The 23762-nt window shown below is 59.5% G+C and carries 20 protein-coding genes and 2 pseudogenes; 7 read left to right on the top strand and 15 right to left on the bottom strand.

Features of this window, described 5'->3' with window-relative positions:
* Positions 1-72 precede the first annotated feature (72 nt).
* The 3 genes and pseudogenes from IBX54_RS01570 to IBX54_RS01560 all read left to right on the top strand — a co-directional run bounded on the left by IBX54_RS01570 (position 73) and on the right by IBX54_RS01560 (position 4719).
* Positions 73-2756, top strand: a pseudogene (locus IBX54_RS01570) (ribonucleoside-diphosphate reductase subunit alpha).
* Positions 2757-2881: 125 nt separating this feature from the next.
* Positions 2882-4087: a ribonucleotide-diphosphate reductase subunit beta gene (locus IBX54_RS01565; RefSeq protein ID WP_296540899.1), complete on the top strand. Its 1206-nt coding sequence runs from the start codon at positions 2882-2884 to the stop codon at positions 4085-4087.
* Positions 4088-4254: 167 nt separating this feature from the next.
* Positions 4255-4719, top strand: coding sequence for a histone (locus IBX54_RS01560; protein WP_296540898.1), 465 nt, complete (start codon positions 4255-4257; stop codon positions 4717-4719).
* Between the two features lie 57 nt (positions 4720-4776).
* On the opposite strand, the gene IBX54_RS01555 is transcribed toward IBX54_RS01560, so the two are convergent.
* The 6 genes from IBX54_RS01555 to IBX54_RS01530 all read right to left on the bottom strand — a co-directional run bounded on the left by IBX54_RS01555 (position 4777) and on the right by IBX54_RS01530 (position 9810).
* Complete coding sequence (locus IBX54_RS01555; RefSeq protein WP_296540897.1) at positions 4777-5802, bottom strand: zinc-ribbon and DUF3426 domain-containing protein; 1026 nt, start codon at positions 5800-5802, stop codon at positions 4777-4779.
* 37 nt (positions 5803-5839) lie between these two features.
* Positions 5840-6730: a 50S ribosomal protein L11 methyltransferase gene (prmA, locus tag IBX54_RS01550; RefSeq protein ID WP_296540896.1), complete on the bottom strand. Its 891-nt coding sequence runs from the start codon at positions 6728-6730 to the stop codon at positions 5840-5842.
* Between the two features lie 12 nt (positions 6731-6742).
* Positions 6743-8092, bottom strand: a complete 1350-nt coding sequence (gene accC / locus IBX54_RS01545; RefSeq protein ID WP_296540895.1) for an acetyl-CoA carboxylase biotin carboxylase subunit — start codon at positions 8090-8092, stop codon at positions 6743-6745.
* A gap of 15 nt (positions 8093-8107) precedes the next feature.
* On the bottom strand, positions 8108-8554 hold the full coding sequence (accB, locus tag IBX54_RS01540) for an acetyl-CoA carboxylase biotin carboxyl carrier protein (protein ID WP_296540894.1): 447 nt from the start codon (positions 8552-8554) through the stop codon (positions 8108-8110).
* Between the two features lie 123 nt (positions 8555-8677).
* On the bottom strand, positions 8678-9220 hold the full coding sequence (locus tag IBX54_RS01535) for a TlpA disulfide reductase family protein (protein ID WP_296540893.1): 543 nt from the start codon (positions 9218-9220) through the stop codon (positions 8678-8680).
* Positions 9217-9810 carry a hypothetical protein gene (locus tag IBX54_RS01530; RefSeq protein ID WP_296540892.1) on the bottom strand — a complete coding sequence of 198 codons (594 nt, stop codon included), beginning with the start codon at positions 9808-9810 and terminating at the stop codon, positions 9217-9219. The genes IBX54_RS01535 and IBX54_RS01530 overlap by 4 nt, the downstream gene beginning before the upstream one ends.
* 89 nt (positions 9811-9899) lie before the next feature.
* Between IBX54_RS01530 and mpl the strand changes: the two genes are divergently transcribed.
* Positions 9900-11300: a UDP-N-acetylmuramate:L-alanyl-gamma-D-glutamyl-meso-diaminopimelate ligase gene (mpl, locus tag IBX54_RS01525; RefSeq protein ID WP_296540891.1), complete on the top strand. Its 1401-nt coding sequence runs from the start codon at positions 9900-9902 to the stop codon at positions 11298-11300.
* 49 nt (positions 11301-11349) lie between these two features.
* Here mpl and IBX54_RS01520 read toward each other — a convergent pair whose 3' ends face one another.
* From IBX54_RS01520 to tyrS, 5 genes are all read right to left on the bottom strand, one after another.
* Positions 11350-12492: a 3-deoxy-7-phosphoheptulonate synthase gene (locus tag IBX54_RS01520; RefSeq protein WP_296540890.1), complete on the bottom strand. Its 1143-nt coding sequence runs from the start codon at positions 12490-12492 to the stop codon at positions 11350-11352.
* Positions 12493-12693: 201 nt separating this feature from the next.
* Positions 12694-14154 carry a metalloprotease TldD gene (gene tldD / locus IBX54_RS01515; protein ID WP_296540889.1) on the bottom strand — a complete coding sequence of 487 codons (1461 nt, stop codon included), beginning with the start codon at positions 14152-14154 and terminating at the stop codon, positions 12694-12696.
* A gap of 75 nt (positions 14155-14229) precedes the next feature.
* Positions 14230-15384, bottom strand: a complete 1155-nt coding sequence (rodA, locus tag IBX54_RS01510) for a rod shape-determining protein RodA (RefSeq protein ID WP_296540888.1) — start codon at positions 15382-15384, stop codon at positions 14230-14232.
* Between the two features lie 9 nt (positions 15385-15393).
* Complete coding sequence (dtd, locus tag IBX54_RS01505; protein ID WP_296540887.1) at positions 15394-15870, bottom strand: D-aminoacyl-tRNA deacylase; 477 nt, start codon at positions 15868-15870, stop codon at positions 15394-15396.
* Between the two features lie 56 nt (positions 15871-15926).
* Entirely contained in the window at positions 15927-17171 is a 1245-nt protein-coding gene (tyrS, locus tag IBX54_RS01500) for a tyrosine--tRNA ligase (protein WP_296540886.1), read from the bottom strand.
* 142 nt (positions 17172-17313) lie between these two features.
* On the opposite strand from tyrS, the gene IBX54_RS01495 reads away from it, so the two are divergent.
* On the top strand, positions 17314-18684 hold the full coding sequence (locus IBX54_RS01495) for a M23 family metallopeptidase (protein WP_296540912.1): 1371 nt from the start codon (positions 17314-17316) through the stop codon (positions 18682-18684).
* 21 nt (positions 18685-18705) lie between these two features.
* Positions 18706-19821 carry an anhydro-N-acetylmuramic acid kinase gene (locus IBX54_RS01490; protein WP_296540885.1) on the top strand — a complete coding sequence of 372 codons (1116 nt, stop codon included), beginning with the start codon at positions 18706-18708 and terminating at the stop codon, positions 19819-19821.
* Between the two features lie 19 nt (positions 19822-19840).
* Here the strand turns inward: IBX54_RS01490 and erpA are convergent, their stop codons facing one another.
* From erpA to rplM, 3 genes are all read right to left on the bottom strand, one after another.
* The gene (gene erpA, locus IBX54_RS01485; RefSeq protein WP_296540884.1) at positions 19841-20203 is read right to left on the bottom strand and encodes an iron-sulfur cluster insertion protein ErpA; all 363 of its coding nucleotides are present in this window, start codon (positions 20201-20203) and stop codon (positions 19841-19843) included.
* A 159-nt stretch (positions 20204-20362) separates the two neighbouring features.
* The gene (gene rpsI, locus IBX54_RS01480) at positions 20363-20755 is read right to left on the bottom strand and encodes a 30S ribosomal protein S9 (protein WP_296540883.1); all 393 of its coding nucleotides are present in this window, start codon (positions 20753-20755) and stop codon (positions 20363-20365) included.
* A 10-nt stretch (positions 20756-20765) separates the two neighbouring features.
* Entirely contained in the window at positions 20766-21194 is a 429-nt protein-coding gene (gene rplM / locus IBX54_RS01475) for a 50S ribosomal protein L13 (protein WP_227334015.1), read from the bottom strand.
* Between the two features lie 197 nt (positions 21195-21391).
* Here rplM and IBX54_RS01470 point away from each other — a divergent pair, with 197 nt between their 5' ends.
* Positions 21392-22282: a 23S rRNA (adenine(2030)-N(6))-methyltransferase RlmJ gene (locus IBX54_RS01470; RefSeq protein ID WP_296540882.1), complete on the top strand. Its 891-nt coding sequence runs from the start codon at positions 21392-21394 to the stop codon at positions 22280-22282.
* Between the two features lie 255 nt (positions 22283-22537).
* Here IBX54_RS01470 and IBX54_RS01465 read toward each other — a convergent pair.
* Positions 22538-23762 (bottom strand): annotated as a pseudogene (locus IBX54_RS01465) (excinuclease ABC subunit A); the annotation flags it as partial.

The following is a 23762-nucleotide window of genomic DNA, read 5'->3' as shown; positions in this document are numbered from 1 at the left end:
GAAAACAAGCCGACAGACTTTCAACGCTGCAACACGCCTTGTTTCCCCCCACCCAATTCAGAAGAGGATGCCATGCAGACGGCCCAAGCCATTGCCCCCGCCAACCACAACCAAGCAGCCGCCGGGTCAGCGCCTGGCCCACTGTCCCTTTCCGCCCCGGTGGCTTTGAGCCAGTACCAGATCATCCGGCGCAACGGCGCCGTGGTGTCATTCGAACCCAACAAAATTGCCGTGGCCATGATGAAGGCCTTTCTGGCCGTGCATGGCACCCAGGGTGCGGCATCAAGCAGTGTGCGCGAAACCGTTGAGGCGCTGACACAGGCGGTCATTCGCGCCCTGCTGCGCTCGCGCCCGGCCGGCGGCACCTTTCACATTGAAGACGTGCAGGACCAGGTCGAACTCGGCCTGATGCGCGGTGGCTACCATGAAGTTGCTCGCGCCTATGTGCTGTACCGCGAAAAACGCGCCCAGGAGCGCGCGCAAAAAATGGAACAGCAAGCCCCGGCAACACCCGTCTTGCACGCCATCGACAAGGGCCAGCGCGTGCTGCTTGACCTGGCGCGCCTGCAAGGCATCATTGTTGCTGCCTGCAGCGGCCTGGGTGCCGATGTCAGGCCCGAGCCCATCCTGGCTGAAACGCTGCGCAACCTGTATGACGGCGTGCCCATGGACGAGGTTTACAAGGCCTCGGTGCTGGCGGCCCGCACGCTGATTGAAAAGGACCCTGATTACACTTTTGCTACCGCGCGCCTGCTGTTTCACACCATCGCCAAGGAAGTGCTCGGCGAGGACGTGGCGCAAGCCGACATGCCCCAAGCCTACGTGGACTACTTTCCGCAGTTCATCAAACGCGGCGTGGAAAACGAACTGCTTGACGAAAAACTGCAGCAATTCGATCTGGTGCGGCTGGCTGGCGCCCTCAAGGCCGAGCGAGACCTGCAGTTTGATTACCTGGGCCTGCAAACCCTGTATGACCGCTACTTTTTGCACATTGGCAAACAGCGCATCGAACTGCCACAAGCGTTTTTCATGCGTGTCGCCATGGGCTTGGCGCTGGGTGAAATCGACCGCGAAGCACGCGCCATCGAGTTCTATGAAGTGCTCTCCTCGTTCGACTTCATGTCTTCCACCCCCACGCTGTTCAACAGCGGCACGCTGCGCTCGCAGTTGTCCAGCTGCTACCTGACCACGGTGCCCGACGACCTTGACGGCATCTACGAGTCGATCAAGGAAAACGCCCTGCTGTCCAAATTTGCCGGCGGCCTGGGTAACGACTGGACCCGTGTGCGCGCGCTAGGCAGCCACATCAAGGGCACCAATGGCGAGTCTCAGGGCGTGGTGCCCTTCCTCAAGGTGGTCAACGACACCGCAGTAGCGGTCAACCAGGGCGGCAAGCGCAAGGGCGCAGTGTGCACCTACCTCGAAACCTGGCACCTCGACATCGAGGAGTTTCTGGAACTGCGCAAAAACACCGGCGACGACCGCCGCCGCACGCACGACATGAACACCGCCAACTGGATTCCCGACCTGTTCATGAAGCGTGTCATGGAAAAAGGCCAGTGGACGCTGTTTTCGCCCAACAACGTGCCCGACCTGCACGACAAATTCGGCATTGCGTTCGAGCAGGCCTACGTGGCCTACGAAGAAAAGGCAGCGCGCGGCGAGATCAAACCCACGCGCACGGTGCCAGCCACCGACCTGTGGCGCAAGATGCTGACCATGCTGTTTGAGACCGGCCACCCCTGGATCACGTTCAAGGACGCCTGCAACATCCGCTCGCCACAACAGCATGCGGGCGTGGTGCATTCGAGCAACCTGTGCACCGAAATCACCCTCAACACCAGCGACACCGAAACGGCGGTGTGCAATTTGCCGACGAATCGATGGAAGCCATTTGCTATTACGCCTACCACGCATCGACCGAGTTGGCGCGTGAGCGCGGCAAATACTCGAGCTACAAGGGCTCGTTGTGGGATCAGGGCATTCTGCCCATCGACACGCTTGACCTGCTGGCGCGTGAGCGCGGTGGCTACGTCGAAGTCGATCGTTCCAGCACCCTGAACTGGGACGCGTTACGTCAAAAAATCGCCAAAGACGGCATGCGCAACTCCAACTGTGTGGCCATTGCGCCCACAGCCACCATTTCGAACATCATCGGCGTCGATGCGTCGATCGAACCCTGCTTTGGCAACCTGTCGGTCAAGTCCAATTTGTCGGGTGAGTTCACCATCATCAGCAGCTACCTGGTGCGCGACCTCAAACGACTCGGTCTCTGGGACGATGTCATGGTGATGGACCTCAAACATTTTGATGGTTCGCTGGCCCCCATCGACCGCGTGCCGGAAGAAATCAAGTCGCTTTACGCCACCGCCTTCGAAGTCGAAACCCGCTGGCTGGTGGAAGCCGCGGCACGGCGCCAGAAGTGGATCGACCAAGGTCAGTCGCTCAACATTTACATGGCGGGCGCCTCGGGTAAAAAGCTCGACGACACCTACAAGCTGGCCTGGGTACGCGGCCTCAAAACCACCTATTACTTGCGCACCCAATCGGCCACGCACGCTGAAAAATCCACCGTTACGGCGGGCCGTTTGAATGCCGTGTCAGCCGGTGGTGAGAGCGCGGGCACAGGCGGGCACAGCGGCATGAATGCACTCGATGCAGCAGCAGCAGCGGCGCGCCAGCAGATGGCTGCCATACCCGCCACCGATGTCAAATTTTGTGGTGTTGATGACCCCACATGCGAGTCGTGTCAGTAGCCATGCCTTGAGCGCCATGCTGCGATGCTGGCACGCCACAGTGCTGCACGCATGCGCTCAAAAGGCCATCAAATTTCTTTCTATTTTTTACACACCATCTCATAATCCACGCATTGGAAATCACTATGTTGTCCTGGGACGAAGAAGTTACACCTACCGCCAGTTTGCCACCCACTCACAGCCGCTCAGAACGGCTGCAGGCAGAGCAGTCACCCAGTCACTTTGCGAGACTCGCAGAGGTGACGACCAAGCCTGCCACGCAATTCGCACCAAGCCCAACAGCGTCTGCCAGCACCCCGGCGCCCAGCACAAAACGCCGTGTCAACGCGGCCGACAAACGCATCATCAACGGCAAGACCGATGTCAACCAATTGGTGCCCTTCAAGTACAAGTGGGCCTGGGAAAAATACCTGTCAAGCTGTGCCAACCACTGGATGCCGCAAGAGGTCAACATGACGCGCGACATTGCGCTGTGGAAGGACCCCAATGGCCTGACCGAAGACGAGCGCCGCATCGTCAAACGCAACCTCGGTTTTTTTGTCACAGCAGATTCGCTGGCAGCCAACAACATTGTGCTGGGCACCTACCGCCACATCACCGCACCCGAGTGTCGGCAATTCTTGTTGCGCCAGGCTTTTGAAGAAGCCATTCATACCCACGCTTACCAGTACATCGTGGAATCGTTGGGGTTGGACGAAGGCGAAATTTTCAGCGCCTACAACGAGGTCAAGTCGATCCGCGACAAGGACGAATTCCTGATCCCGTTCATCGAAGCCATCATGGACCCGCAGTTCAAGACCGGCACGCCCGAGACCGACCAAACCCTGCTCAAATCGCTGATTGTGTTTGCCTGCCTGATGGAAGGCCTGTTCTTCTATGTCGGCTTCACCCAGATTCTGGCGCTGGGCCGCCAAAACAAAATGACCGGCGCGGCAGAACAGTACCAGTACATCTTGCGCGACGAGTCCATGCACTGCAACTTTGGCATCGACCTGATCAACCAGCTCAAGCTGGAAAACCCGCAACTCTGGACGGCCGAATTCAAGGCCGAGATCAAGGCCTTGTTTGAGACTGCAGTGGACCTGGAATACCGCTACGCCGAAGACACCATGCCGCGTGGTGTGCTCGGTATGAATGCGTCCATGTTCAAGGGTTACCTGCGCTACATTGCCAACCGCCGCGCCACCCAAATCGGTCTCGAGGCGCTGTACCCCAACGAAGAAAATCCTTTCCCATGGATGAGTGAAATGATCGATCTGAAGAAAGAGCGTAACTTCTTCGAGACACGCGTCATTGAATACCAGTCCGGCGGCGCACTGTCGTGGGAATGACGGCAACTTATGACCTTCCGAATTTCACAAAATTTTGAACTGGCTGCTGGCGGCAAAGTTTTGTTGACCCCTGTTCATGGTGCTGGGAACCCGCCCAACCCCATGGATCTCTTGACGCACAATGACTTGCGTCAAGTGCTCTTTGCAAATTAATCAAGGAGATAGAAATGGCAACTGCAAAAAAACCGGCTGCGAAACCTGCCGCCAAGCCCGCTGCAAAACCTGCGGCGCCAGTGAAAAAAGCGGCACCGGCTAAGGCAGCGGCACCAGCTAAGAAGGCTGTTCCAGCCAAGAAAGCTGCACCGGCTAAGAAGGCTGCTCCAGCAAAGAAAGCTGCACCAGCCAAGAAGGCTGCCCCAGCCAAGAAGGCTGCACCGGCTAAGAAAGCGGCACCGGCCAAGAAGGCTGCCCCAGCTAAGAAGGCTGCAGCGCCTAAGGTAGCGGTAAAAAAAGCGGCACCCGCAAAAAGAGCGCCAACCAAAGCTGCAGCGCCAGCCAAAAAAGCAGTTGCCACCAAGGTCGCCGCCAAACCAGCTGCAAAAAAACCTGCCAAAGCGCCGGCCGCGCCAGCTGCAAAGACCAAGCTCAACCCTCATGCAGCATGGCCTTTTCCGTCTGGATCGAAGCCCTGATCAATCCGCCAGGAAAACGCGCCAGCCCGTTGCCCAAACAGCAGCGGGCTTTTTTACTTACGGGTAAAAAACCAGTAAGCGATACCCCAATGCACGCGGTTGGGCGGTATCGGCCTTGACACGCAAATTCGCCGTGGCTGACCATTCACCAAACGCAGATACCGCGTCTGACTTGGCGCCCAATTCAGCCGGTAAGAACACGCGCCGCATGACCGGCTGATCTGCCAGGTCCGTCAGCGTTAGCTCAACCGCTGGCATGGCCAATGCAAGTTGCGCTTTGTTTTTCACGACCAAATGCAACCGAAAAGTCTCCGGGTCCATCTGGTGAAACGTGACTGAATCAAGTACCAAGGCTTCAATGCGTTGCATGGGCGAGAGGCGACAACCCAAGACCTCACAAAATATCTGTAATGCTGGCTTGAATTCAGGCTTTAAAGCGGCCAACTGGTCGCGCTCACGGTAGATGCCTTGCAGCAACAAGCCGAGCAACAAAAAGACACTGAGCACACCCCACAACACACGCATGCCAGGTCGATGCGTGTTGGGGCTAACAACCGGTGCACGCATGAATGAAACAGGTTCCGCAAGCGGCACGGGTACAACTTCAACGACAACTGGCTCGGCGACCTCTGGCTCGGGTTGGTCTCTGCTTTGCGGCCCGGTTTCGGGTTCAGTCTCCTTTGAGGGCTTGATGAGCAAGGCCGCCGAATCCCAAGGCACGTCAGACCGCACTTCAGGCCGTGCATCGGGCTGCAGATCGGCCAAAAAATCGTCGCTGGCCGGTCGCATCACCAGCGCATCATCCCCACAAGAAGGCAGCTGCCCGGCTGTCTCCGGCGCCGATAACCGCGTCGATGCATCGAGCAAAGCAGGGTTAGCCACCACCAACCGGCTCGGGAACTCCTGGGCATCAGTGGGCGCTGGGTCAGTCGGCAGCTCAGACTCAGCCTCGATCAGCTGCCGCGAGACATCAAAAACTTCACCACACGTCCCGCAACGAACCCAGCCATCTGAAATACGCAACTGGTCCGGCACCACTTTGTACCAGGTCAGACAAGCGGGACAGCGGGCGATCAAGCTCATGGTGTTTGAAATTTATCAGCCGCGCGGCAATCCGGCCTCAACGCATCGCGGTCATCAAAATCCAGCCGTCTTCGGCATCGGCCACAGCGAGTTTGCAGTAAGGCGCATAGGCAGCCTGCAGCTCTTGCGCCTGGCGCTCCAAAATACCTGCCAGCACCAAGGCCCCACCAGGCGCCACGCGCGACCACAGCAATGGCGCCAGCACTTTCAAAGGTGTCGCCAAAATATTGGCCAGCACGGTCTGATAAACGCCGCTCGCGCTTTCTGGCAGGCCGGCACGCACATCGGCATGGTTGGCCTGTGCATTGAGCAAGGTGGACTCGACGGCCGCCGGGTCGATGTCCACCGCGTCGATGTCCGCAGCGCCAAACTTGGCTGCGCCAATGGCCAGGATGCCGGAGCCACAGCCGTAGTCCAACACCCGGCTCAGGGCGCTGCTGGCGTTGCCTTGACCGGCGATCCAGCGCAAGCACATGCGGGTGGTGGGATGGGTGCCGGTGCCAAAGGCAAGGCCAGGGTCAAGACGAATCACAATGCGGGCCTGCGCAGGTGGCTCGTGCCAGGTGGGCACAATCCAGAATTCCGGCGTAATCTCCACCGGGGCGAACTGCGACTGCGTCAAACGCACCCAGTCCTGTTCCGGCACGTGCTGCAAGCCCAACACCTCGCACTCGGCAAAGAAATCCTGCGCCTGCAACAGCGCCAGCGCGTCATTGGCTTGTTCACGGGTATCGTACAAGGCCAGCACCCTGGAGCGCTGCCAACCGTCTTTGGGAGGCGGCATGCCGGGCTCACCAAACAGGGCTTGCTCAGCATCGGTCTGGGCATCGGCATCTTCCACGCTAACGCTCAGGGCATCGAGCGCGTCGAGTGCGTCGCTCAGCGTTTCAACCTGGTGCTCGGGGCACATCAATCGGAGTTCAAACATCGCAGCTCAGGCTCAGCGCACATGGTCAGCAAGCCAACCCTCAAGATAATGGATATTGGTGCCGCCTTCCATGAATTTGGCATCAACCATCAACTCACGGTGCAGGGCGATGTTGGTATTGATGCCCTCGATCACCGTTTCGCCCAAAGCGGTGCGCATGCGCGCCAAGGCCTGCTCACGGGTGTCGCCATGCACAATGATCTTGCCGATCATCGAATCGTAGTTGGGTGGCACAAAATAATTGGTGTACGCGTGCGAATCAACACGCACGCCCGGCCCCCCCGGTGGATGCCACATGGTGATGCGTCCGGGCGAGGGAATGCACTTGTAAGCGTCTTCGGCGTTCAGGCGGCACTCAATGGCGTGTCCGCGAATCTGGATCTGGCGCTGCGTGAACGGCAATTTCTCACCTGCCGCCACCATGATCTGGGTCTTGACTATGTCAATGCCGGTGGTCATCTCGGTCACAGGATGCTCCACTTGCACCCGGGTGTTCATCTCAATAAAGTAAAAATCACCGTCCTCGTACAAAAACTCAAACGTGCCGGCACCCCGGTAACCGATCTTTTTGCAGGCTGCCACACACCGTTCACCCACGCGCTCGATCAACTTGCGCGGTATGCCGGGTGCTGGTGCCTCTTCAATCACCTTCTGGTGCCGGCGCTGCATGGAGCAATCGCGTTCGCCCAGGTACACCGCATTCTTGTATTTGTCCGCCAGAATCTGAATTTCGACGTGACGCGGATTCTGCAGGTACTTTTCCATGTACACCGCAGGGTTGCCAAAGGCCGCACCCGCTTCGTTTTTGGTCATGGCCACCGCATTGATCAGCGCCGCCTCGGTATGCACCACGCGCATGCCACGGCCACCGCCACCGCCGGCGGCCTTGATGATGACCGGATAACCGACCACTTTGGCAATCCGCTTGACTTGCACCGGATCGTCCGGCAGCTCACCCTCCGAGCCGGGCACGCAGGGTACGCCCGCCTTGATCATGGCTTGCTTGGCCGACACCTTGTCGCCCATGATGCGGATCGACTCCGGTGTGGGGCCAATGAACTGGAAACCGCTGCGCTCCACCCGTTCGGCAAAATCCGCGTTTTCACTCAAAAATCCATAGCCAGGATGGATGGCTTCGGCGTCGGTGACCTCGGCTGCCGAAATAATGGCCGGCATGTTCAAGTAACTTAGCGCTGACGACGCAGGGCCGATACATACGGCCTCCTCCGCCAGTTTGATGTACTTGGCATCGCGGTCAGCCTCCGAGTACACCATGACGGCCTTGACCCCCAACTCACGGCAGGCGCGCTGGATCCGCAAGGCAATTTCACCGCGGTTGGCAACCAGAATTTTTTTAAACATGGATGGCGCCTGAGCTTAGTCGATGATGAACAATGGCTGACCGTATTCCACGGCCTGCCCGTTGTCGGCCAGGATTTTTCGCACCGTTCCGGTCTTGTCCGACTCGATTTCATTGAGGATTTTCATGGCCTCGATGATGCACAGGGTGTCGCCCTCTTTGACTGCATCGCCAATTTCAACAAAGGACTTGGCGCCCGGCGAGGCCGACCGGTAAAACGTGCCCACCATCGGCGACTTGACGGTATGCCCGGTCTCGACCGGTGCCGCCGCCACGACAGCAGCAGCGGCCTGTGCAACCGGTTGCTCTTGGGGCACCGGCTGACTCGCGGGCATGAAATGTTGAACCACCGCACCACCGCCTTTGACGATGCGGATTTTGCCTTCGGCTTCGGTGATCTCAAGTTCGGAGACATTTGATTCCGATACCAGATCGATCAAGGTTTTGAGTTTTCTGAGGTCCATGGGGTCTCCAACGAAAAGGAAGTAACAGTCAACTGAAATTCACTTGAATTTGAAAGAAATTACAATAATTTTCATTAAAACAAGCTAACTAAGCTCTATTTTACCTTTTCTTTTGAAAGTCACTCAAACCGACAAGTGCACCCAGGCGCGCAGGTCATCGACAGTCAGCCTGCCCATTTTACGGTGCAACACGTTGCCGTTCGATCCAAACACCACGGTAAAGGGCAAAGCACCCGTGATATTTCCAAGCGACTTGCTGACCTCGATTCCGGGAAAACCAGCCAGCGCCACCGAAAAAGACAGGGGTGATTGCGTCAGAAAACGCGACACGGGAGCAGCTTGATCTACCGCCAATGCGAGCACTTGCCAGCCTTTGGATTTATTTTCAAGAAAGAAGTCATTGATTAACGGCAATTCTTCAACGCAAGGCGGGCACCAGGTGGCCCAAAAATTCAGCAACAGGGGCTTGCCTTTGAATGCGCTGCTGGCCAGCATGACACCGTCCAACTGGGCAAATTGCTGCTGCCAAAAGTTGTGCTCCGCCTCTGACAGCGATTGCGACTGGCGCCTGTCTGTGCGCCAGGCCAAACCTGCGCCAACACCAGCCAGCCCCAAGCCGGCAGCTGCTGCCAACCAGCCGCGCCGGGAGAATGGGCGAGCGCTCAAACCGACTCCCCAGACAACAAACGCCGCAAGGCTCCGGCATCGCCACGCGGCGCTCGCCCCTGAGCATCGGCTTTGAGTGCACCGCGCACATCATCAAAGTCATAAATCATCAAATGGACTCCAATATCCTGATTCAATTCAGCACAAAAAGCATGCACGCTCAAGGCCTCAACCGACTCGCCGGTAAAGCCCGTGACCGTGCGCGCAACGTAGCGCACATTTTGATCGATCAGTGCAATTTCGGCCGACTTGCTATCGTCACAAAACAACTGCAGGTAGATATCGGAGTTTTTAGTGGCAGTGCCATGCCAGACCGCACCCCCAAGATGGGGCCGGAATTCGCGCAAGCGTTCCATCCAGTCCAGCGCCAAACGCCTTAACGCCAGCAACTCCAACGGCTGGGTGTCCGCGCAAAACACCGCAATGTAATCGCTCACCGCCTCCTCCAACACCTCATTGGATGGCAGCGCGCCGCGCCCACTCAAACCCAACTGCCTGGCCGCACGGCGTTTGGCCTGGCCGTACTCCAGGCCGTCCTCAACCACCCAGCGCGCAGCCTGAGTTGCAATTTCATGTTGGCCGTCAATCATCGTGGCTGCATTTTGCCCTGATTCACCAGCGCCCGGAACGTCAGGGGAATGCGCCCTACACGTCATGTTGACCCGCCTAAAATCAAGGCATGCACATTCACATTCTTGGCATTTGCGGCACCTTCATGGGCGGGCTTGCCGCCCTGGCACGCGAAGCGGGTCACAGGGTGACCGGCTGCGACGCTGGCGTTTACCCGCCCATGAGCGACCAGTTGCGCGCCCTGGGCATTGATCTGATCGAGGGCTATGGCACCGGTCAACTGGCACTCGAGCCCGACATGTTTGTTATCGGCAATGTGGTGAGCCGTGCGCACTTGGGCGATGGCACGCCCAAATTCCCGCTGATGGAAGCCATTCTCGACGCCGGCCTGGCCTACACCAGCGGACCGCAGTGGCTGGCCGAGCATGTGTTGCAAGGCCGCCATGTGATTGCCATCGCCGGCACCCATGGCAAAACCACAACCACGGCCATGACCAGCTGGATTCTTCAGGCGGCTGGCCTGCAGCCGGGTTTTTTGGTGGGTGGCGTGCCGCTCAACTTCGGCGTCTCGGCCCGGCTGGGCCAGGGCAAGACCTTTGTCATCGAGGCCGATGAATACGACACCGCCTTTTTTGACAAGCGCAGCAAGTTCGTGCATTACCGGCCGCGCACTGCCGTCTTGAACAATCTGGAGTTCGATCATGCCGACATCTTTGACGATCTGGCAGCCATCGAGCGCCAATTTCATCACCTGATCCGTACCGTGCCTGGCAGCGGCGCGCACGGCAGCGGCCGGGTTGTGGTCAATGGGCTGGAGGAAAGTCTGGCGCGCGTGCTGCACATGGGCTGCTGGAGCGAAGTGCGCAGCTTTGGCGCAGCGGTCAGCGACTTTACGGCGCTAGGCGAGGCGGGCGATTTTGAGGTGCTACAACAGGGCCAGATAGTTGGCCGTGTGACCTGGTCCTTGACGGGCGTCCACAACCAGCTCAACGCGCTGGCCGCCATCGCCGCAGCCGAACATGTCGGCGTTTCTCCAAAGACGGCTGCGCTGGCACTGGGCAGCTTCGAGAACGTGAAACGGCGCATGGAACTGCGTGGCACGATCGCCACCGCCAGCGGCAACATCACGGTTTATGACGACTTTGCCCACCACCCCACCGCCATTCGCACCACGGTCGATGGCCTGCGTCGCACGCTCAAGGCGGGCGAACGCATCCTGGCGGTGTTCGAGCCGCGCTCCAACACCATGAAACTCGGCACCATGAAAGCGCAACTGCCGTGGAGCCTGGAAAACGCCGACCTGGCTTTTTGCCACAGTGGCGGCTTGGGCTGGGATGCCGCCGAGGCGCTGGCGCCCATGGCCGGGCGCGCGATGGTGATTGGCAATATCGAGGCGCTGGTGGCGCAGGTCAGCCGGGCTGCGCGCGGTGGCGACCACATCCTGTGCATGAGCAATGGCGGCTTTGGCGGCATCCACGCCAAGCTGCTGCAGGCGCTGCAAAACAAGTAGCTGCAAGCGCCTTTCGGATGGCATCCAAAGGTCAAAAATCGCTGGGTCTTTAACGCCCGCGTCGCGCCAACACCGCCTGTGACAGCACGTCCAGGCAGGCCAGCGAATCGTCCCAGCCCAGACAGGCATCGGTGATGCTCTTGCCGTATTCGAGCTTGTCGGTCTTGTCTTTGCCCGGCGTGAACTTTTGCGCACCCGCGCACAGATGGCTTTCCACCATCACGCCAAACACCTGGTGCGAGCCCGCTGCAATCTGGGCTGCAATGGCGCGCGCCACATCGAGCTGTTTTTCATGCTGCTTGCTGCTGTTGGCATGACTGCAGTCCACCATCAGGGTCGCTGGGAGCTTGGCTTTTTCCAGCTCGACGCAGGCGGCGGCCACGCTGGCGGCGTCATAGTTGGGCGCCTTGCCACCGCGCAAAATCACATGGCAATCCTTGTTGCCGTTGGTTTGCACAATCGCCACGCGACCACTTTTGTGCACCGACAAAAAGTGGTGGCCACCGGCGGCAGCCTGAATCGCGTCGGAGGCGATTTTGATGTTGCCATCGGTGCCGTTCTTGAAGCCGATCGGAGCCGACAGACCCGAAGCGAGCTCGCGGTGCACCTGGCTCTCGGTGGTGCGGGCGCCAATCGCGCCCCAACTGATCAGATCGCCCAGATATTGCGGTGAAATCACATCGAGGAATTCGCTGCCAGCGGGCAGCCCCAGCCGGTTGATCTCGATCAGCAGCTGACGGGCAATGCGCAGGCCCTCGTCGATGCGGAACGACTCGTCCAGATACGGATCGTTGATCAGGCCTTTCCAGCCGACCGTGGTGCGCGGCTTCTCAAAATACACACGCATCACAATTTCCAGTGTGTCGGCGTATTTGTCGCGCTGCTCTTTCAGACGGCGGGCGTACTCGATGGCCGCCGCCGGGTCGTGGATCGAGCACGGGCCGATGATGACCAGCAAGCGATCGTCCTTGCCCGCGATGATCTGATGGATGTTGCGCCGGGTGACGCTGATCATTTTTTCAACCAGCGTGCCGTGGATAGGAAAGAAGCGGATCAGATGCTCAGGAGGCGGTAGCACGGTGATGTCCTTGATGCGTTGGTTATCGGTCTGACCAGTGCGGTCAGCGGCGGGGCTTTGCGCATTGGCGCCCCAGGCATCTTGAACAGCAGTAACAGCGGCTTTGGCAGTCATGAAAAGCTTCCTCACAAAGTTGAAAACAAAAACACATAAAAAAACCGCCGGTAGTGCCGGCGGTTTTTGGGAGATCAGGACGTTTTATCTGGGTACGTTCAGAACTCTCTACCGCCGAAGGCGCTTGAGAACCAAAAATAAGCAAAGAAAAAGAAAACTGACTTCATGGAAGTGGACTGTAGCACAGTTGCTTTGCGAGCCCTAAGCCGTGCCGCCCACCGTCAGGCCGTCGATGCGCAGCGTGGGCTGGCCCACACCCACCGGCACACTCTGGCCTTCCTTGCCGCAAGTGCCAACGCCGCTGTCGAGCTTCATGTCGTTGCCGATCATGCTGACGCGCTTGAGCACTTCCGGCCCGCTGCCCACCAGCGTGGCGCCTTTTACCGGGTACTGAATCTTGCCGTTTTCGACCCAGTAGGCCTGGCTGGCAGAGAACACGAATTTGCCCGAGGTGATGTCCACCTGGCCGCCGCCAAAGTTGGTGGCATACAGGCCTTTCTTGATGCTGGCCACGATTTCTTCCGGGCTCTTGTCGCCGCCCAGCATGTACGTATTGGTCATGCGCGGAATCGGCACATGGGCGTAGCTCTCACGGCGGCCGTTGCCAGTGGGTTTGACCCCCATCAGGCGAGCGTTCATGGCGTCCTGGATATAGCCTTTGAGAATACCGTCTTCAATCAGCACATTGCGGCCACTGGCGTTGCCCTCGTCATCGACATTGAGCGAACCTCGGCGGTCGGCAATCGTGCCGTCGTCCAGCACCGTGACACCCTTGGCCGCCACGCGCTGACCCGTGCGCCCGCTGAAGGCGCTCGAGCCCTTGCGGTTGAAGTCGCCCTCCAGACCATGACCAATCGCTTCGTGCAACAAAATGCCAGGCCAGCCAGAACCCAGCACCACCGTCATTTCACCGGCCGGGGCCGGGCGCGCATCCAGGTTGGTGAGCGCCGCCGAGACCGCTTCATCGACGTATTGGCCGATCAGCGCATCATCAAAATAGGCAAAGCCAAAACGGCCGCCACCACCAGCCGAACCGACTTCACGACGGCCCTTGTGTTCGGCAATCACGGTCACGCTCAAACGCACCAGCGGCCGCACGTCGGCAGCCAGGGTGCCGTCGGCACGCGCCACCAGAACCACGTCGTATTCAGCAGCCAGTCCGGCCATGACCTGCGCCACACGCGGGTCTTTGGCGCGCGCCAGCTGCTCCACTTTTTCCAGCAACCTGACCTTGGCCGTGCTGTCCAGGCTGGCAATCGGGTCCAGACCGTTGTACAGGGAACGCGACGAGGCTATTTTTTTGCGCGGCACCTTCAGGTGCCCGGTTTGGGCCACCGTCGATATGGACCGCACCGTGCGGGCCGCGTCGAGCAACGAGGCCTGCGAGATGTCGTCGGAATAGGCAAAGGCGGTTTTTTCACCACTGACAGCGCGCACACCCACGCCCTGGTCAATGGAAAACGAGCCGGTTTTGACAATGCCTTCTTCCAGGCTCCAGCCCTCGGAGCGGGTGTACTGAAAGTACAGGTCAGCCTCATCCACCTTGTGCGCCTTGATCTCGGCCAGCGCGCGCGCCAGGTGCGATTCGTCAAGTCCAAAAGGCGTGAGCAACAGGGATTTGGCAACGCCTAAGCGTTCAAGGGTGGGTTCGCGTGAAATCATCGCGTGATTCTAGGGCTTGGGGTAATCGGCGCGTGTTTGAGCGCAAGACTCAACCACTTGAACCATGCGGTGAAATTACGACTGCACCAGCCGTTTGGACTTGGCAATCGACATCAAGATGCCCAGGCCCAAGCCCAGCGTGACCATGGCTGAGCCGCCATAGCTGATGAAGGGCAGCGGCACGCCCACCACCGGCAAAATGCCGCTGACCATGCCCATGTTGACGAAGGCGTAACAAAAGAAAATCATTGCCATGGCGCCGGCCAGCAAACGCGTGAACACGGTGGGCGCCTCCAGGGCAATCATCAGCGCGCGCAGCACCAGAAAGAGAAAGGCAGCGATCAACAGCAGATTGCCAATCAGGCCGAATTCTTCCGAGAATGCGGCAAAAATGAAGTCGGTGGTGCGCTCCGGGATGAACTCCAGATGGGTTTGCGTACCCTGCATGAAACCCTTGCCCCACACCCCGCCCGAGCCAATCGCAATCATGCCTTGAATAATGTGAAAGCCCTTGCCAAGCGGGTCGCGCCCGGGGTCGAGCAGCGTGCACACGCGCTGCTGCTGGTATTCGCGCAACAGCGGCCAGTCAACGCCGTCGGCGCACAACTCGGGCTCAAAAACGACCAGCAAGGCCATACCGAGCAAGCCCAGCAGCAGTGGCGGCGCCACCAGTTTCCAGCTCAAGCCGGCAAAAAAAATCACCGACAGGCCCGCCGCCAGCACCAGCAGCGAGGTGCCCAAATCGGGCTGCTTCATGATCAGGCCCACGGGCAGCGCCAGCAACAAGCCGGCCACCAGAAAGTCCAGCGGCCGCAATTGGCCTTCGCGCCTCTGGAACCACCAGGCCAACATCAGCGGCATGGCAATTTTGAGGATTTCGCTGGGCTGAATCGTCATGCCCACATTGAGCCAGCGCTTGGCGCCTTTTTTGGTAATGCCAAAAAACACCACCGCAATCAGCAGGCTTACGCCCAGAATATAAAGCGGCACCGCCAGCGCCATCAGGCGCCGCGGTGGCACTTGCGCCACCACAAACATGATGAAGCCGGCAATCAGCATGTTGCGCGCATGGACTTCAAAACGCGCGCCTTGGTTATAGCCGGCTGAATACATGGTCAGCAAACCGGCGCACACCAGCATGAACACGGCAAAGGCCAGTGGCCCGTCAAAACCGGAAAACCAGGGCAACAAACGGCGCGACAGCGAGGGACGTTCAAAAACCAGCGACATGGGGAGCGATTATCGGGGTGTGGCGTCGGATGGCGCCACCCGCAGCGGGATCGTGACCGGCCCGTCGTTGACCAGGCTGACCTGCATGTCGGCGGCAAACTCGCCGGTTTGCACAAGCGGGTGCAGCAAGCGCGCCTGCGCGACAAAGTAGTCGTACAGCCGCCTGCCCTCGTCCGGTGCCGCCGCAGCGGTAAAGCTGGGCCGGTTGCCGCCCGCGGCATCGGCGGCCAGTGTGAACTGGCTCACTACCAGCAGGCCGCCCATCTGCCCCGCGCCGTCAAGGTTTTGCACGTTGCGGTTCATCTTGCCCGCCGCGTCGCTGAAGATGCGCAATTTCAGGATTTTGGCCAGCAACTTGTCGCTTTGCGCGGTTGTGTCTGCGCGCTCGGCGCACAACAGCACCAGCAGACCAGCTCCGATTTCTCCGACTGCTCTGCCCGCCACTTCGACACGCGCCTGGCGCACGCGCTGCAACAGGGCCATCATGACCCAGCCGCCGATTGAGCAACAGGCATATTGAGCCGTTTCGCCGCGTTGACGATTCAAGCCAGCGTGACGCGGGCAAACTTGCGCTTGCCCACCTGCAGCACGTAAGTGCCGGCAGCGAGTTTCAGGCCCTTGTCGCTCACCACGTTGGAGTTCACCCGCACGCCGCCGCCGTCGATCAGGCGGTTGCCCTCACCGCTGGATGCCGCCAGCCCCGCCATTTTGAGTAGCGCAGCAATGCCAAGCGGGCCACCGCCCTCGCCCAGCGACAGCGCCAACTCGGCAATTTCATCCGGAATGCCGCCCTTGCTGCGGTTGATGAAGTCTTGCTCGGCAGCCTCAGCCGCTGCCGCCGAGTGAAAGCGGGCAGTGATTTCCTTGGCCAGCGCCACCTTGGCGTCCTTGGGGTTGCGCCCGGCGGCCACTTCGGCTTTCAGCGCCGCAATGTCGGCCTCCGACTTGAAACTCAACAAGGTGTACCAGCGCCACATCAGCACGTCGGAGATGCTCAGCACCTTGGCAAACATGGTGTTGGCGTCTTCAGAAATGCCGATGTAGTTGTTTTTGCTCTTGGACATTTTCTCGATGCCGTCGAGCCCCTCGAGCAGCGGCATGGTCAGGATGCACTGCGGCTCCTGGCCGTATTCGGCTTGCAGATGGCGACCCACCAGAAGGTTGAATTTTTGGTCGGTACCGCCGAGTTCCAGGTCGCTCTTGAGCACCACGCTGTCATAGCCCTGCATCAGCGGGTAGAGGAACTCGTGCACGCTGATGGGTGTGCCGGCATGAAAGCGGTCGTGAAAATCATTGCGCTCCATCATGCGCGCCACGGTGTACTTGGCCGCCAGCTCGATCATGCCGCGCGAACCCAGCGTGTCGCCCCACTCGCTGTTGTAACGGATTTCGGTTTTGGACGGATCCAGCACCATCGAAGCCTGGCGGTAGTAGGTTTGGGCGTTGACCTCGATTTGCTCGCGGGTGAGCGCAGGGCGCGTGGTGTTGCGCCCTGACGGATCACCGATCAGGGTGGTGAAGTCGCCAATCAAAAAGATCACGGTATGGCCCAAATCCTGCAACTGGCGCATTTTGTTGAGCACCACCGTGTGGCCGATGTGGATGTCGGGCGCGGTTGGGTCAAGCCCCAGCTTGATGCGCAGCGGCGTTCCGCTGGCCTGCGAGCGCGCCAGCTTTTTCAGCCAGTCATTTTGTGGGATCAGCTCTTCGCAACCACGCAGCGTGACGGCCAAAGCCTCTTTCACACGGTCGGTCACAATAATTTCTGGAGTTTTGGGGTGCGTCATAAGGGTTTGTATGGATGCGGCAGGAAGGGCAAGGTTTATACTCGCGCACTGTTAGTTTTTCTGATTTTACGTGGCCATCCACGTCGATTTATTGACCGCTGTTGTGTCTTTCAGACAAGCCCCATCCCAGGATTCAGTTTTGATCAAGCAATTCATAGCCAACGGCCAGGTTTTTTCAAACGCTGCGACCCATTGGCTGACGCAGCACCACAAACGCGTGACCGCCGTCGTGGCCGCCTTGCTGTTGGGCGGCGGTGGCGGCGCGTTTGCCGTGGCCTCGCTCGGGCCGGACGCCGCCGACATCGCCGTGCGAGAGGTCCTTGAAATGGTACAACCGCTGTCGCTACCGGACTATAGCCAGGTCACAGTCGCGCCGTATGTGCTCTACCGCACCGACACCACCCGAACCAGCGACACGGCAGACACCTTGCTCAAGCGCCTGGGTGTGGACGACGCCGATGCCGCCACTTTCCTGCGCACTGATGCCGATGCCCGGCAGATTTTGCTGGCCCGCAGCGGCCGCCAAGTTACGGCAGAAGCCACGGCTGACCAGCGCCTGAGCAAGCTCACGGTCCGCTGGAGCACTGATTCCGAAGTCCAATTCCAGCGGCTGGTCATTGAGCGCAACGGCAATGATTTCGCTTCGCAGATAGAAACAGCAGCCTTGCGTACCAACAGCCAGTTGGCCAGCGGCACCATCCGGAGCAGCCTGTTTGCCGCCACCGAGGAAGCCAAAATTCCTGATGCCGTGGCCGTCCAACTGGCCGAAATTTTTTCTGGTGATATCGACTTTCGTCGCGCTTTGCGCAAAGGTGACCGCTTCTCGGTGGTCTATGAAACCCTGGAGGGCGACGGCGAGCCACTGCGTACCGGGCGCGTGCTCAGCGCCGAGTTTGTCAACGCGGGCAAGACATTCCAGGCCATGTGGTTTGCCGATCCTGCCACCAACCAGCAAGCGGTACAGGCCAACAGCAAAGGTGGCTATTACACGCTCGACGGAAAAAGCCTGCGCCGGACGTTTCTGAGCTCGCCGGTTGCGTTCTCGCGCGTCAGCAGCGGATTTGCCATGCGCTTTCATCCGGTTTTGAAACAAATGCGCGCCCACAAGGGCACCGACTTTGCCGCCACCACCGGCACCCCCGCGCGCACTGTCGGTGACGGCGTGGTGACATTTTCTGGCGTTCAAAAGGGCTACGGCAAGGTTGTTTTTGTCAAGCATCGTGGCAACACCGAAACGGTTTATGCCCATTTAAGCAAGCTGATGGTGCGCCGCGGTGACAACGTGAGCCAGGGCCAGACCATCGGCCTGGTCGGCTCGACCGGCTGGGCGACCGGGCCGCACCTGCACTTTGAGGTGCGTGCCAATGGCGTGCAAAAAGACCCGATGAAATTTGCCCAGCAGAGCGAAACCATCCCGGTAGCGGCATCCGCCAAACCCGCCTTTGAACGCGTGGCGCAGCAAGCCAAAATTGCGCTGGTGGCGGCCAGCCTGCAAGACAGCAGCGCGCAATAATTTTGCTGCCAGGGGCCACCCATGGCTGAATGTTTCATCGGCCTGATGTCCGGCACATCGCTGGACGGTGTCGATGGTGTCTTGGCAGATTTCAGCACCTCGTCTCCAGCCGTTCTTGCCCACGCCAGTGCGGCGCTGCCACCGAGCCTGAAAGCCGAACTGCTGGCACTCAACCAGCCCGGCCACAATGAACTGCATCGCGCGGCGCTCGCCGCCAACGCCTTGATGCGCGTCTATGCCAAGGTAGTTGGGCAATTACTGGCAGTGTCCTCGACGGCAGCCGCGCACATCACGGCCATCGGCGCGCATGGCCAAACGCTCAGGCACCAGCCACAAATGCACGATGGCAGCGGCTACACCCTGCAGTTGGCCAACCCGACGCTGCTGGCCGAGCTCACCGGCATCGATGTGGTGGCAGACTTTCGCAGCCGCGATGTCGCCGCTGGCGGTCAGGGCGCACCACTGGCGCCCGCCTTTCACCAGGCCTTTTTTGGCAAGGCCGGCCAAACCATCGCCGTGCTCAACATCGGTGGCATGGCAAACCTGACTGTGCTGGGCCCCGAGCTGGCTGACGATGTACTCGGCTTTGACTGCGGCCCCGGTAACGCCTTGATGGACAGCTGGTGCCTGCGCCACCTGGGTCAGCCCTTTGATGCCAATGGTGCCTGGGCGGCATCGGGCCGCATCCAGCCTGATGTGTTAAGCGCCATGCTGGCAGAGCCGTTTTTTGCTTTGCCCCCGCCCAAAAGCACAGGCCGTGATTTGTTCAATCCGGCGTGGCTTGCGCGGCAACTTGATGGCTTCGGCGATGTGACCTCGGCCGATGTGCAGGCCACCTTGACCGAGTTGACCGCCGCGAGCTGTGCCGCGTGTGTCAAAACTTTTGCAGCCGAGAGTCAGCCACTGATTGTTTGTGGTGGCGGCGCCTTCAACAGGCAATTGATGGCGCGGCTGCAAGCGCTGCTACCCGGCGTGGCGGTCGGCGCGTCAGACGAACACGGCTTGCCGGCACAACAGGTCGAGGCCACCGCTTTTGCCTGGTTGGCCCGCAAAGCCATGCGGCGTGAAGCTTTGAGTCTGCAACGCATCACGGGCACCCGAGGTGCCCGTGTCTTGGGTGCCATTTACCCCGCTTGACGGGGCATCGGACGTGTGCTCAGGAGAAGCTTGAGCCGCAACCACAGGTGGTGGTGGCGTTGGGGTTCTTGATGACGAACTGCGCACCTTGCAGGTCTTCCTTGTAATCAATCTCTGCGCCCACCAGATACTGGTAGCTCATGGCATCGATCAGCAGTGACACCCCATTTTTGGTCATGGTGGTGTCGTCGTCATTGGTGATTTCATCGAACGTAAAACCATACTGAAAGCCCGAACAACCGCCACCCTGCACGAACACGCGCAATTTCAGGTCAGGGTTGCCTTCCTCGGCGATCAGGTCGGCCACTTTGGCTGCGGCGCTGTCGGTGAACAAAATCGGGGCGGGCATGTCGGTTTGAATATCTTCGGCAACAGCGCTCATGAGTATCTCCATTGATTGAAATTGGGTAAATGGTACAGTAATCTGATCAGGTTTTAACGCACTCACTATTTGCCGCTGGTTTCAGTGTGGCTTTTTCTTTCCAAAACAAAAAAACCGCCAGAACTTGCGTTCGGCGGTTTTTTTGTCTGAAAGCGAAGATTAACGCTTGGAGAACTGCTTGCGGCGACGAGCACCGTGCAAACCGACCTTCTTGCGCTCGACTTCGCGGGCATCGCGGGTCACAAAGCCAGCCTGGCTGAGCGCGGGTTTGAGGGTTGCGTCGTAATCGATCAGGGCGCGGGTGATACCGTGGCGCACGGCACCGGCTTGACCCGACTCACCACCGCCTGCCACATTGACCATGATGTCAAAAGTTTCAGCGTGGTTGGTCAGCATCAGGGGCTGTTTGCAGATCATGATCGAGGTTTCACGGCCAAAAAACTTTTGAATGTCTTTGCCGTTCACGACGATTTGGCCGGAGCCTTTTTTCAGGAAAACACGGGCGACGCTTGATTTGCGACGGCCGGTACCGTTGTTCCATTCACCAATCATTTAAAGCTCCTTAGATTTCCAACACTTTGGGTTGCTGGGCAGTGTGCGGGTGCTCAGCACCACCGTACACCTTGAGCTTCTTGATCATGGCGTAGCCCAGCGGGCCCTTGGGCAGCATGCCCTTGACGGCTTTTTCCAAAGCGCGGCCAGGGAATTTGGCTTGCATGTCACGGAAGTTGGTGGAACTGATGCCGCCCGGGTAACCCGAGTGGCTGTAATACATTTTGTCGAGGGACTTGGCACCGGTCACGCGCAGTTGGGCTGCGTTGGTCACGATGATGAAGTCGCCGGTATCGACGTGAGGCGTGTAAATGGCCTTGTGTTTGCCGCGCAAACGGAGAGCAACTTCGCTGGCTACTCGTCCGAGGACCTTGTCGGTCGCGTCAATCACAAACCACTCGTGCACGACCTCAGCGGGTTTTGCGCTGAAAGTTGACATGAGAAATTCCTAATGGATTTGGTTTGGCGGGCTCTTTTCTACGGTCGGCGTTCCTCTGATGGGAATCTCTTAGGTAGGTTTCACTCGGCACACGGCCCGTTGGGACGATACTGATACGCTTCGCCGCGGAGCCACAAAAGCGCTGCGAAGCCCGCAATTATACAAAGATTGCAGGCGCTGCGGTTAACATCGTCGCCATGTTCAGTTATCGCCACGCCTTTCATGCCGGCAACCATGCCGACGTTCTCAAGCACACCACGCTGCTGGCCATACTGCGCCACATGGCGCTCAAGGACACGGCTTTCACCGTGTTCGACACCCATGCCGGTGCCGGTTTGTACCGTCTGGATGGCGACTACGCCAGCACCAGCGGCGAAGCTGGGCAAGGCTATTTGCGCCTGATCGAGAAGCTGGCCGAGATCACACCCAGCCCGGCGCTGCAAGACTACCTCGACATGGTGGCCAGCTTCAACACGCCGGGCAGCCACAAGGTGTACCCCGGTTCGCCCTTCATCATTCAGCGCCTGCTGCGCGAGCGCGACAAGCTCAAGCTGTTTGAAATCCACCCCACCGACAGCAAAACCCTGTCCTCCAACATCGCCCAGCTCGACGTGGGTCGGCAGGTGGCCGTGTTGCGCGAAGACGGCTTTGAAGGCATCAAGAAATTCCTGCCGCCACCGTCGCGCCGCGCGCTGGTGCTGTGCGACCCGAGCTATGAAATCAAGAACGACTACAGCCGCGTGGTCGATATGGTGGCCGATGCCATGGTGCGTTTTGCCACCGGCACCTATGCCGTCTGGTACCCGATCATTCCGCGCCCCGAAGCACACCAGTTGCCACGCAAGCTCAAGACGCTAGCGACCAAAGCCGGCAAGCCCTGGCTCAACGCCACGCTCACGGTCAAGTCGAGCAAGTTGCTCACCAATGAAGCCGGCGACGTCATCCGCCCGGGCCTGCCCGCCAGCGGCATGTTTGTCATCAACCCGCCGCACACGCTGAAAAACGCCTTGAAGGACAGCTTGAAGCAAGTAGCACAGGTGCTGGCGCAAGACCAGAACAATGCTTTTGAGGTGGCGTCGGGCGGGTAATCCTGCCGCACACGCTCCTTGAACAGCGAGATCGTCACTGCGAGCCAGCCGTACCTGGGCCAATACCGCACACGGACCTTGAACAGAGACTTCGTCATCGCGAGCGAAGCGTGGCGATCCACGACTTCCGGGCGCATGGATTGCGTCACTTCGTTCGCAATGACGGGGGTGTTCATGGAAAGCGTATCGTGGCAGTCTATATAGCTTGGGTGCATGGATCGCTTCGCAATGATGGCGTTCATTCACGTTAACGGACTAACGCGACAGTACGGCTGTTAACGCCACCCCGGTGGGCGTACCCAACGCCACCACGGTTTCGGGCGTGCCCACTGCCACCACACGGCCACCGGCGTTGCCGCCGTCCGGCCCCAGGTCCAGCACCCAATCGGCCTCGGCAATCACGTCCAGATCGTGCTCGATCACCACCACGCTGTGACCGCCATCGACCAGACGGTGCAGCACCTTGATGAGTTTTTCGACATCGGCCATGTGCAGGCCCACGGTGGGCTCGTCAAGCACGTAGAGCGTGTGCGGCGCCTTCTGACCACGGCGCGTGATGTCGTCACGCACTTTGCTGAGTTCGGTCACCAGCTTGATGCGCTGCGCCTCACCACCGCTCAAGGTGGGTGACGGCTGGCCCAGCGTCAGGTAGCCCAGGCCCACGTCCTTCAGCAATTGCAGCGGATGGGAAATGACCGGCATGGCGGCAAAAAAATCCACCGCTTCATCGACCTCCATCTGCAGCACATCACCGATGTTCTTGCCACGCCAGGTCACCGCCTGGGTCTCGGGGTTGAAGCGCGCGCCCTTGCAGGTTTCGCAGAGCACCTTCACATCCGGCAGGAAACTCATGGCAATGGTGCGGATGCCCTGGCCTTCACACCCCGGGCAACGGCCTTCGCCGGTGTTGAAACTGAAACGGTTGGCGGCATAACCCCGGGCCTTGGCTTCCAGCGTGTCGGCAAAGAGCTTGCGGATGGTGTCCCAGAAACCGATGTAGGTGGCCGGGCAACTGCGCGGTGTTTTGCCGATGGGGGTTTGATCGACTTCCAGCACGCGGTCCACCGTCTCGAAGCCGGTGACATCGCTGCAGCCAACCCAGGCAATGGTTTCACCCGCCGCCAGCGCATCGCGGCCGGCCTTGGTGCTGCGCTTTTGCACAGCCGCCTGCACGTTGGCCAGCAACACGTCGCGCGCCAGCGTGGACTTGCCCGAGCCACTGACGCCGGTGATGGCGACCAGGCGGCTCAGGGGAATGGCGGCCGTGACGTTTTGCAGGTTGTGCAGGCGTGCTCCGGTGACGGTGATCCAGCGCTGCGCCTGATCGTCATTGCCAGCGAAGCGCGGCAATCCAGGATGTCCGGACTGCATGGACTGCCGCGCTGCGCTTTCCATGAACAGCCCCGTCATTGCGAATGCAGTGACGCAATCCATGTCCCCGGAAGTCATGGATCGCCACGCTTCGCTCGCGATGACGAAG

Origin of the sequence: Rhodoferax sp. (assembly GCF_014859475.1) — a bacterium.
Lineage (GTDB): Bacteria > Pseudomonadota > Gammaproteobacteria > Burkholderiales > Burkholderiaceae_C > Rhodoferax.
This window is presented reverse-complemented; position numbering and strand designations above follow the sequence as displayed.